The sequence below is a fragment of the Streptomyces sp. NPDC006283 genome, from assembly GCF_040613325.1.
GTDB lineage: Bacteria > Actinomycetota > Actinomycetes > Streptomycetales > Streptomycetaceae > Streptomyces.
In genome coordinates this window covers 1-2,297 of record NZ_JBEXRZ010000426.1, presented here as the reverse complement: position 1 = coordinate 2,297, position 2,297 = coordinate 1, and the positions used below count along the sequence as shown (strand labels likewise).

The 2,297-nt window shown below is 72.8% G+C and carries 3 protein-coding genes; 2 read left to right on the top strand and 1 reads right to left on the bottom strand.

Annotated elements, in window-relative coordinates:
- Window positions 1-48 precede the first annotated feature (48 nt).
- A complete protein-coding gene (locus ABZ070_RS36895; RefSeq protein WP_356640524.1) occupies window positions 49-486 on the bottom strand; it encodes a nitroreductase family deazaflavin-dependent oxidoreductase in 438 nt (145 codons plus the stop codon).
- A 354-nt stretch (window positions 487-840) separates the two neighbouring features.
- Here ABZ070_RS36895 and ABZ070_RS36890 point away from each other — a divergent pair, with 354 nt between their 5' ends.
- Both ABZ070_RS36890 and ABZ070_RS36885 read left to right on the top strand, forming a co-directional pair.
- Window positions 841-1,875: an NAD(P)/FAD-dependent oxidoreductase gene (locus ABZ070_RS36890; protein WP_356640522.1), complete on the top strand. Its 1,035-nt coding sequence runs from the start codon at window positions 841-843 to the stop codon at window positions 1,873-1,875.
- A 104-nt stretch (window positions 1,876-1,979) separates the two neighbouring features.
- Window positions 1,980-2,249 (top strand): hypothetical protein, encoded by a 270-nt coding sequence (locus ABZ070_RS36885; protein ID WP_356640520.1) that lies wholly within the window; start codon window positions 1,980-1,982, stop codon window positions 2,247-2,249.
- Window positions 2,250-2,297 lie beyond the last annotated feature (48 nt).

Sequence of the window (2,297 nt, the reverse complement as noted above, 5' to 3'; positions counted from 1 at the left end):
GACGAATCCGACGAGCCGGCCGGCCACGGTCGGCACGGCTCACACGGCTCACGTCGGTTGCCGCAGCAGGAAGACCGGATGACGCCTGGACTCGGCGGCGAACTCCTCGTCCGTGGAGGTCGCGTTCACATCGAAGTACGGACGGGTCACCGGGACCTCGCGCAGGTACTGCCTCAGCACCGGCACGCATCGCTGCGCGTCCAGCTCCACGACCCGCAGACGCTCGGAGCGGCCACCCCTGCTGAGGGTGACGTCGCCGTTCACCCGCACATTGCGTACCCAGCCCGTGACTCCGTAGGCCGCCACCAGCCAGCGGCGCCCGTCGGCCGCCATGACGTCGACCGGAATCGAGTACGGACGGCCGGTCGTCCTGCCCACCACGGTCAGGATGTGCCGGTATCCCTTCCCAAGGCCCAGGCGCGTCATCGCACGGAACACGGCGTTCACCGCCTTCGTGCCCGCACCGATCCGGTAGGTCTTCGCCATCGCCGATCCTCGCCTCCGCCGCCGCACTCCACGTCCCGCCCCTCGCGCAACCCGCCCTGCCCGAGGGCCCCGTAGCCACGCGACTGCGGATCAAGGGTCGCACAGGGCGATGCCGCCCAAGTCCCGCCCGCCTGTGGGGCGAAGAAGCAGCCTGCGCCGTACGTACGGTCCGCAGCGCGCACGCCGTCGCCACAGCAGCGGAGGCCGGTCTGCGGCCGGTCGCGAACCGGCCCGCCAGGGAACGGAGCGCGGCGGTGCATTCGGAGTCGCCGATCCGGTGCCGGTTTGCCGTTACGGCAAACATGCTTGCCGTAACGGCCGCGAGCGCGCAGGGTCGTCGTGGAGGTGGTCAAGGTGACCGATCAGCTGAGAGACGGCTATGACGTGGTGGTACTCGGCGGCGGGGCCGCCGGGCTGAGCGGGGCGATGATGCTCGCCCGGGCGCGCCGGTCGGTGGTGGTGATCGACGCGGGCGCTCCGCGCAACGCTCCGGCGGAGGGTGTGCACGGACTGCTGGCCCGGGACGGTGTGCGGCCGGCCGAGTTGCTGGCGCGCGGCCGGGCGGAGGTCCGGGCATACGGCGGTCAGGTGGTGTCCGGCGAGGTCGCCACGGTGAGTCGTGACGACGGCGGTCCCGTCGAAGGGGGCTTCGAGGTGGCGCTGGCCGACGGCAGGTGCGTCCGGGCCCGCCGACTGCTGGTGGCCACCGGGCTGGTCGACGAGCTGCCGGATGTTGCGGGACTGCGGGCCCGCTGGGGCAGGGACGTGGTGCACTGCCCGTACTGCCACGGCTGGGAGATCCGCGACCGGGCCATCGGGGTGCTGGCGGCCGGGCCGCTGTCGGTTCACCAGGCGCTGCTGTTCCGGCAGTGGAGCGACGACGTCACGTTCTTCTCCCACACGATGGCTCCGCCCACCGCCGAGCAGGCGGAACAACTGGCGGCCCGCGGCATCCGCGTGGTGGACGGTGAGGTGGCGTCGCTGGAGACCGCCCACGACCGGCTCGTGGGCGTTCGGCTGAGCGACGGCACGGTCGTCGGCCGCGAAGCCGTGGCGGTCGCGCCGCGGATGGTGGCGCGCGCCGGCTTCCTGGCGGACCTCGGGCTGCGGCCGGCGCAGCACCCGTCGGGGGCCGGTGAGCACATCCCGTGCGACACCGGGGGCCGTACCGACGTCTCCGGAGTGTGGGTGGCGGGCAACGTCACCGACCCGGCCGCCCAGGTCGGCGCGGCCGCGGCGGCGGGTGCTGCCGCAGCCGCCCAGATCAACGCCGACCTGATCGCAGAGGAGACCCGGCAGGCGGTGGCCGCCTACCGGAACCCGTTCTCTGCGGAGAACGAAGCACGCGTCGCCGTACTGGCGATGGGCGAGCGTCGTCACGGCCTGTGACAGCGGAACGCGTCGATCGGTGACGGACCTGTCCTGTCCCGGCCGCGACGGAACGGAACGGGGAGCTGACCGCTCTGTCAGTGGTGCCTGCGATGCTTCCGGACATGGACGAGCAGATCATGCGGGGGCGTGTCTACGGAGCCGATCACGACGATCCAGATCCCGGGCCCCGAGCGGGGCGCGCCTACGTCGAACTGGTCGGCGGTCCGCTCGACGGGCTGCTGCTGGACGTCACCGGCTGGACGGCCGGGCAGCTTCACGAAGGCGCGGCTCTGCCCACCGAACTCGGCCGCTACGGGACCGGCGGCCGGGCGCTGTACGGGCCGCGTGTCGCGGATGCGCGGCGCTTCGACTGGCAGGGCGACAGCCCCTGACGGCCGAGGCCAAAGCCGTCTCACCCGTACGCGTGCCGGGGTTCCCAC